The sequence below is a fragment of the Moraxella caprae DSM 19149 genome (assembly GCF_000426885.1).
Lineage (GTDB): Bacteria > Pseudomonadota > Gammaproteobacteria > Pseudomonadales > Moraxellaceae > Moraxella > Moraxella caprae.
Map to the genome: position 1 here is coordinate 95,305 of NZ_AUGF01000006.1, position 7,333 is coordinate 102,637.

The following is a 7,333-nucleotide window of genomic DNA, read 5'->3' on the forward strand; positions in this document are numbered from 1 at the left end:
CATCTAACATACCCATCCCGCCAAAGGCATGACCTCATGATAACCATTTTAGCTGATGAAAATATCGCCCATTTGGATGATTATTTTTGCCATGAGAATACCACACTCATCAAATTAAAAGGGCGTGAGATTAACCAATCCGCCATCCACAAATACAACCCAACCGCCCTACTCATTCGCTCGGTAACACCCATCAATGCCGACACCATTGCCAACCCCCATAACATCAAATTTATCGGCTCGGCAACCATTGGTACAGACCATGTGGATAATGAATTTATTCATTTTAACAATATCCATTTTGCCAATGCCAAAGGGTCAAGCAAACATTCGGTTGCTCAATATGTTATTACCGCCATTTTAACTAAATTTCCCAACTCAATCCATAAAAAAATAACACTGGGCATTATTGGCTTGGGCAATATCGGATCAGTGCTTGCCAAATATGCCAAGGACTTAAATTGGGATATTTTAGGATATGATCCTTATTTACCAACATCGGACATTAATAACGCAAATTTTAATGAATTATTAGCAAATAGCGACATTATCTCCATTCATACGCCATTAACCAAAACAGGCGATTATCCTACTTATCAATTATTTGATAAATCCGTTTTTGAACAATTAAAAAACAACGCCATTTTAATCAATACCGCTCGGGGTGAGATTATCCGACAAGATGATTTATTATGGGCAATGGATAATAAAAATTTAAATGCAATATTAGACGTGTTTCCTTTTGAGCCAACCATTGATAAGGCACTGCTTGATAACCTTACCCTTGCCACACCCCACATTGCAGGCTATACCCTAGACGGCAAGTTGCGTGGGACAGACATGATTTATCAGGCATTTTGTGAGCATTTTAATTTACCTATTTTACAAAATATGGATAAGTTATTACCGCCCAATCCTTACCATTGGCAAACATTAAAAAATGAATTATTAAAAGGAAATGCCGATATTTTAAAAAGCTATTATGACATTTTAAAAGATGACAACGAGTTACGCCACATTTGCACCAATAACGTACATGGAGCGGATTTTGATAAATTAAGAAAAGAATATGATTTAAAAAGAGAATGGCTTTATGACTAATACCGATTACCGCCCAAGCATGACCTTAGATTTGGCAATGAGTAAAGCTGAGATGATTGGCGACATTCGTCAGTTTTTTAAAAGTCGGGGTGTGTTAGAGATTACCACGCCCATACTATCCAATCATGGCAATACCGATATTTTTATAGAAAGTGTGAGTGTCAATTTTAAACAAACTGGTCAATTAAAAACAGGTTATCTACACACATCGCCAGAATTTGCCATGAAAAGAGTATTGGCGGATTATCAAATACCGATTTATCAAATTTGTCAAGTGTTTCGTGATAATGAAAAAGGGCATAAACATAATATAGAATTTACCATGTTAGAATGGTATCGTCCGCATTTTAGTTTGGACGATTTGGCAAATGAATTAAATGCTCTCATCGGCGTGGCACTGCATAAAAATCTACCCTTTAAAACCTATCGCTACGCCCAAGCCTTTATGGACATGCTCGGCATTCACCCTTTTTCTGCCGACATTGAGACACTACGACAAACGGCATTACAGCAGGGCATCAACCTAGATATGGGCGATGATAAACAGGGTTGGCTGGATTTGTTATTTAGTCATGCGATAGAGCCGACTTTGGGGTTTGATTTGCCAACACTCATCACCGATTATCCTGTGGCGACTGCGTCTTTGGCAAAAGTGGCGACAGACGTGGACGGTCATACTGTTGCCAAACGCTTTGAGCTGTATATCAACGGCATAGAGATTGCCAATGCTTATGATGAGCTTGCCAGTGGCGATGAGCTGTATCAGCGATTTACACAGGACAATGTTGAGCGGGCAAAACTAGGCTTGCCAATCATGCCGATTGATACAAACCTAATCCGTGCGTGCGATGATTTACCGCCATGTAGTGGGATTGCGTTGGGGCTTGACCGTCTGTTTATGGTGCGTGAGAAGCTCTCTGACATTAGTGAGGCAGTGATGATGATGACGGATAGGGCGTGACTATTCATTAAGCTCCGCCAACCACTTCGCCTGCTCTTTGGTGGGTTTAAACTGCTCCCATAAGTCAGGGCGACGCTCTTTGGTGCGTTTGACTTGCTCTAAAAACCGCCATTTGGCAATATTGGCATGATGACCCGACAGCAGGACATCAGGGACTTTTTTATCCTTAAAAATCAGAGGCTTGGTATAGTGGGGGCAATCTAGTAGCCCATCGACAAAGCTGTCTTCTAGGGCGGATTGGTCATCATTCATCACGCTTGGCAGACGGCGAATGACGCTATCCATCAGCACCATCGCAGGTAGCTCGCCCCCTGTCAGCACATAGTCACCAATGGAAATCTCGCCATCGACATAGGCACTAAGTAGCCTTTCATCAATGCCTTCATAACGCCCACACAGCAGTATCATGCCATCGAACTGGCTACATTCTACCACCGTCTGTTCATCTAGGGTCTTGCCCTGTGGCGACAGATAGATGACAGGGCAGGTAGGGTTATCCTTACCCACGCTCCCAAAATACTCATCAGCTAGGGCTTTGGCGTGCAATATCGCCTGCTCCAATGGCTCGGCAAGCATGACCATGCCCGGCCCCCCGCCAAAGGGGCGCTCGTCAATCCGCCGATAGTTATCCGCGGTAAAATCTCTGGGGTTAATGGTATGTACCACCACCTGTCCACGCCCCACCGCACGCCCCGTAATGCCATACTCTGTGGTCGCCCCGAACATCTGGGGCAAGATACTAATGACCGCAAAAAACATGACGTCTTACCCACCGAACTTTTTGGCAAAGCCGTCAAGCACACAAGACGGCACAAACTTTGAGACATCGCCACCAAGTTTTGCCACTTCTCGCACGAGCGTGGATGAGACGAATGAGTACTCTTGGGCGGGGGTTAAAAATACCGCTTCAAAGCTCTCATCTAGGCTACGGTTCATGTTGGCAAGCCCAAATTCATACTCAAAATCACTCACCGCACGCAAGCCTCGAATGACTGCCACCGCATTTTGCTCCTTGACAAAATCCACCAGCAGCCCTTCAAAACCGACCACCGACACCCGTTCATTGCCCTTAAAAATCTCCTGCACCAGTGCCACTCGCTCATCAAAGCTAAATAACGGCTTTTTGTGATGAGCGAACGCCACCGAGATGATGACTTCATCAAAGATTTTTAAGGCACGATTGACAAGGTCAATGTGTCCGTTGGTAATGGGGTCAAAGGTGCCGGGGTATAGGGCTTTTTTTGTAGTCATGGCTTGTATAATTTGCTAGAAATGATATTAAAAAGTGCTTATGGTAGCAAATTTTTGGCGGTTTTGGGGATTTTATTTTAAATTTTTATAAAAAAAGAAAAAGCCGAACTGTTGTCCAGCTTTTGTCCGACTTTTGGTGTTTTCTTAGCGTTTGGCGAAACCTTGCGATTGCAAATAGTCCAGCATAAACGGACGCACGTCCCCACCAAAGGTCTCGGCAATTTGGGCCCTCCAGTCAAGCTCCAAACCACGACCGCCATAGTAGGCTTTAACTTCATCATTATAAGCGGACAATACGTCATCGCTTGGGGTTTGATAGGTGTCAGTTGAGACAATGACATCAAGCGGTAGGCGTGGGCGTTGCGATTGGTTGATTTTGGAATCCCAGTCAGGGTGTCCTAGACACAGCCCAAACAGTGGCACGACGTGTTTGGGCAGTGCCAACAGCTCGCCTGCTCGCTGAATGTCGTTACGCAGTGAGCCGATATAGACCCCGCCCAGCCCTAGACTCTCGGCAGTTGCCAGCATATTTTGGGCCATAAGAGCCGAGTCAATCGCCCCGATGAGCATGACTTCTGTCCAGTCGGTATTGACATCGGCAAGGGCATGATGACGATAAGCGTCCATACAAAACACCAAATATTCGGCACAGTCTTCGACATAGCCATGTCCCAACCGCTTGCCTTGGGCGATAAGGTTGTTATATTTGTCTTCGCTTAGGTTGTTGGAGATTTGGCGAAATGCCGTCCGCTTTGCCTTATCACGCACACGCACCACGCTCACCGCTTGTAGGTAGCTTGATGTCGAGACAGCACGCCCTGCTTCCAAAATAGCAGTTAGCATCTCATCAGAGATTGGCTCGCCAGTGTATTTACGCACCGAGCGGTGATTTAGCAGGGTTTCTAGGGTTGGTTTTGAGTCAAGCATGGCAAATCCTATGATGATAAATTTGCCTTATCTTATCAAGTATTACCTCCAAAGGCAAATGCTGTTTTATTAGACAAATGTAACAGGGGCGTGACTTTGTTTGTAATTATCCACCAAATCTCTTATAATAGGTAGGGCATGTCTACCCTTGATAACACTCTTATAAAATAAGATGAAAATTTAACACTTTAATCCATTTTTGCATGAAAAATGGCTAAATCTGGTTTTTCTACGTCAAAATTCTTGTTGATATTTCAATATCAACGGCAGACTTTTCCTTGAAAAACGGACAATTTCCTCTATTTTTCATTGCAAACACCAAAGGCAGGCACGCCCTAGACAATATTGAGATACAAACATGGCAAAAAAACCGTCAAACCAAATCTGTACCAACAAAAAAGCCCGCCACGAATACTTTATCGAAGAAACCTTTGAAGCAGGTTTATCGCTTGAAGGTTGGGAAGTCAAATCAATACGAGCAGGCAAAATGGCAATCACGGATGCTTATGTGATTTTTAAAAATGGCGAAGCGTTCTTGTTCGGGGCTCACATTCAGCCCCTACTGACTAGCTCCACGCACATCAACCCTGACAATATCCGCACACGCAAACTGCTTTTGCACCGCAAGCAGATTGACAAACTCTTTGGCATGGTCAATCAAAAAGGCTATGCAGTCGTCCCCTTATCCTGCTACTGGAAGGGCAGTCGGGTCAAATGCGAAATCGCCCTAGCCAAAGGCAAAAAACTCCACGACAAACGAGCCACACTCAAAGAACGTGATTGGCAAATGGATAAAAAACGTGGCTTTAAGGCGGACATGAGATAAGATAAAACCCCAATCGGCATTTTGATTGGGGTTTTTGGACTTCGCTCACTTCTTCTTGGCAGGCCCTAGTAGCATACCCATTTGGCGACCTTCCACCTTGGGGGCTTGCTCTACGCTGGCTATCTCTTCGGTATCTTTGATGATACGTTCAAGTTGGGCTCGTCCAATCTCTTGGTGGCTCATCTCACGTCCACGAAAACGAATAGAAACCTTGACTTTGTCTTTGTCTTCTAGAAATTCAACAATTTTACGCAATTTGACCTGATAATCAGCTTCTTCGGTACCTGGTCTTAGCTTGATTTCTTTGACTTGGGTCTGTTTCTGGTTCTTTTTGGCTTCTTTGGCTTTTTGCTTTTGTTCGTACAAATGACGTTTGTAGTCCATAATCTTGGCAACGGGCGGTTTGGCATCTGGGACAATCTCAACCAAGTCCAGATTGTTTTCACGAGCGGTCTCTAATGCCTGTTTTAGGCTTACCACGCCAAGCTGTTCGCCGTCAGCCTGTACTAGGCGGACTTCTTTTGCACGAATGTCTTCATTGACATTTAGACGATTTGACGGTTTAATGGGTCATACTCCAATAAAAAGATAGATCCTTATTTTACTTAAAAATTGTGGGGATTTCAAGGGGTTTTTAAACATAGTCCATATTTTTGTTATTTAGCACAAAACTTTGCTCAATCGGTTTTTAAAACTCCCAATTTATTCCTTGATAAAAAAGTGAAATTCACCCCCCATAACTGCTATAATCCCAATCACCATTTAATTTTTCAACAATACGCTTGGCATAGCGTTCATAAATATTATCTTTTCGCTCGGTGCTTGATGTAAAACTAAAATGTTTAATCTCATCAACACCCTGTTGATAGGACGAGTGATTGACATAATTTACAATCGCCTTAATAATCCGCTCAATGGTTTGAAAAGGATATTTGTTATAATTAACATCGTCCATTGTTTCATCATCAACATAAAATAATGCTGATTTGCCATATTTTTCCTTTAAAATTTTAAAGTCAGGAATCAAAGTAAAATAAAATCGTTTACCCGTATAATACACCTGATAACACCCACAATCAGGAATGCTAAATTTGTCAATGACGATTTCTTTGCTCATAAAACTCCATTAAAAGGGTTAACTGATGATTTGATGAATGGACTGTTTAAGGCAATCTATATCAATATTATCAGAAAATTTAGCGGATAATAATTGCGTTTTAAACGCATCAATACCAATCCACTTTTTATCAAAAATAATGCTTGCCAATGATTGATAGGCGGTATGATATTTTAAAAGGTTTTTGAGTTGTTTTTGGTTTAATTCATCAATGCTTTTTACACCCAATCTTTGATAATTTAAATTACTTTTTAAATCAGACAATTTAACAATCATTGCTTTAAATGCCACTTCTTGCCCATCTAAATAATACTGATACAACCGCACCAAATAATCCACATAATTTTGTTTAAATAAACAATTTTCGCTTAATGCTGTATCATTATCACTGTACGGTTTGGTCATTAAGCGTACGCCATTTGCAACCGTCTCGCCATAATTTGCCTGAATGACATCATAAGATAACCCACAATCTTCCACGCTGTCGTGCAAAAGTCCAATTTCCATACAGTCAAAAACAAAGTTTTCATCGCTAATATTTAATTGATTGCAAATTTGTTTGGCATTGTCCGCCACTTCATACAAATGATGATAGTAAGGACCACCACCTTTATCTACTTGGTTTTTATGTAGTTCTTTGACAAATGACGCACAGGCGTGATAACGCTCAATTCTCATAAATTGCTCGCAAAGATGATAAATTAAATGTCAGGTTGGCGAATTGCCGATTGAGAATGGGGATAAGATGACGATAAAATCGCCCAAAAAGAGAAGTTACGCAATGAGTATAACCAGCTCAATCCAAAAGTCAAGACCTATAAACCGCCAATTTTAAGCACTGTTTTATTGCGATAAAAAAAGAGTTGTAGTAGACATCCTGCAAAACTACCCAATCCACCCAAACACGAGCTTTACCCTAAGTTCAAATCTTGCCAATGATTTACGATAGGTGGTTGAGAACATTTTAAAGGCCTTAAACTTGGCAAAGATATGTTCTACTCTCACCCGTGTTTTAGACAATAATGCGTTATAATCTTTGGCTTCTTGTACAAGTGGATATTTCTTAGTTTGTTTTAGTGGCGTAAAGGCTTGCTTGTATAAATGCTGTATGCCTTGATAACCACTGTCTGCTAGGATAAACTTAGCATTT

Annotated in this window: 10 protein-coding genes; 3 read left to right on the top strand and 7 right to left on the bottom strand. The window is 41.9% G+C overall.

Annotated features, from left to right (window positions below):
- Positions 1–36: 36 nt before the first annotated feature.
- Together K941_RS0102410 and epmA are read left to right on the top strand one after the other, a co-directional pair.
- Positions 37–1,101 carry a 4-phosphoerythronate dehydrogenase gene (locus K941_RS0102410; protein WP_029102352.1) on the top strand — a complete coding sequence of 355 codons (1,065 nt, stop codon included), beginning with the start codon at positions 37–39 and terminating at the stop codon, positions 1,099–1,101.
- Positions 1,094–2,062 (top strand): EF-P lysine aminoacylase EpmA, encoded by a 969-nt coding sequence (epmA, locus tag K941_RS0102415; RefSeq protein ID WP_029102353.1) that lies wholly within the window; start codon positions 1,094–1,096, stop codon positions 2,060–2,062. The genes K941_RS0102410 and epmA overlap by 8 nt, the downstream gene beginning before the upstream one ends.
- Here the strand turns inward: epmA and trmD are convergent, their stop codons facing one another.
- From trmD to nfsA, 3 genes are all read right to left on the bottom strand, one after another.
- Positions 2,063–2,821, bottom strand: a complete 759-nt coding sequence (trmD, locus tag K941_RS0102420; protein ID WP_029102354.1) for a tRNA (guanosine(37)-N1)-methyltransferase TrmD — start codon at positions 2,819–2,821, stop codon at positions 2,063–2,065.
- A 6-nt stretch (positions 2,822–2,827) separates the two neighbouring features.
- Positions 2,828–3,313 (bottom strand): pantetheine-phosphate adenylyltransferase, encoded by a 486-nt coding sequence (coaD, locus tag K941_RS0102425; protein ID WP_029102355.1) that lies wholly within the window; start codon positions 3,311–3,313, stop codon positions 2,828–2,830.
- A 144-nt stretch (positions 3,314–3,457) separates the two neighbouring features.
- Positions 3,458–4,240 carry an oxygen-insensitive NADPH nitroreductase gene (nfsA, locus tag K941_RS0102430; protein WP_029102356.1) on the bottom strand — a complete coding sequence of 261 codons (783 nt, stop codon included), beginning with the start codon at positions 4,238–4,240 and terminating at the stop codon, positions 3,458–3,460.
- Positions 4,241–4,598: 358 nt separating this feature from the next.
- On the opposite strand from nfsA, the gene smpB reads away from it, so the two are divergent.
- Positions 4,599–5,066, top strand: coding sequence for an SsrA-binding protein SmpB (smpB, locus tag K941_RS0102435; protein ID WP_029102357.1), 468 nt, complete (start codon positions 4,599–4,601; stop codon positions 5,064–5,066).
- Between the two features lie 45 nt (positions 5,067–5,111).
- Here smpB and infC read toward each other — a convergent pair whose 3' ends face one another.
- From infC to K941_RS0102455, 4 genes are all read right to left on the bottom strand, one after another.
- On the bottom strand, positions 5,112–5,633 hold the full coding sequence (gene infC / locus K941_RS0102440) for a translation initiation factor IF-3 (protein WP_036387272.1): 522 nt from the start codon (positions 5,631–5,633) through the stop codon (positions 5,112–5,114).
- A 160-nt stretch (positions 5,634–5,793) separates the two neighbouring features.
- Positions 5,794–6,183, bottom strand: a complete 390-nt coding sequence (locus tag K941_RS0102445; protein ID WP_029102359.1) for a hypothetical protein — start codon at positions 6,181–6,183, stop codon at positions 5,794–5,796.
- Positions 6,184–6,201: 18 nt separating this feature from the next.
- Positions 6,202–6,861, bottom strand: coding sequence for an HD domain-containing protein (locus K941_RS16310; RefSeq protein ID WP_051225809.1), 660 nt, complete (start codon positions 6,859–6,861; stop codon positions 6,202–6,204).
- A gap of 207 nt (positions 6,862–7,068) precedes the next feature.
- A partial coding sequence (locus K941_RS0102455) for a transposase family protein (RefSeq protein ID WP_029102360.1) occupies positions 7,069–7,333 on the bottom strand: 265 nt, incomplete at its 5' end.